Below are 357 nucleotides of genomic sequence, written 5' to 3' on the forward strand. Positions count from 1 at the left end.
TTCTCGCATCTGTACTATTTGTCGCATTCGTTCCTCCATTTGCTATCGCTACTACTCCCGTAACATTCAAGGCAGTGCCACTCACATTACCTGTCACATTACCCACCACATTACCCGTTAAATTTCCAGCAATTGAAGTTGCAGTGACGGTAGTAGAGGATAAACTACCTACAGAAATACCCCCTGTAGCACTACGCATCACTAGGGTACTTGGCGTATTTATAGTAGTAGCTGCTTCCACTGTTGTGATCGCATTCGCAATGCTTGTATTAGACTTCCCCCCCACTGTAACTACCAATGGACTTGAAAAAGTCCCTCCTAAATCTCCTGCCAATACAATCTTACCCGCCGTACTGG

The 357-nt window shown here is 45.4% G+C and carries 1 protein-coding gene; it reads right to left on the bottom strand.

The window, feature by feature from the left end; genetic code table 11:
- The coding region (locus ACST14_RS10960; protein WP_459463476.1) for a hypothetical protein at positions 1-357 on the bottom strand (357 nt) is incomplete at both ends.

This window comes from Aquirufa sp. A-Brett2-15D (assembly GCF_054558735.1).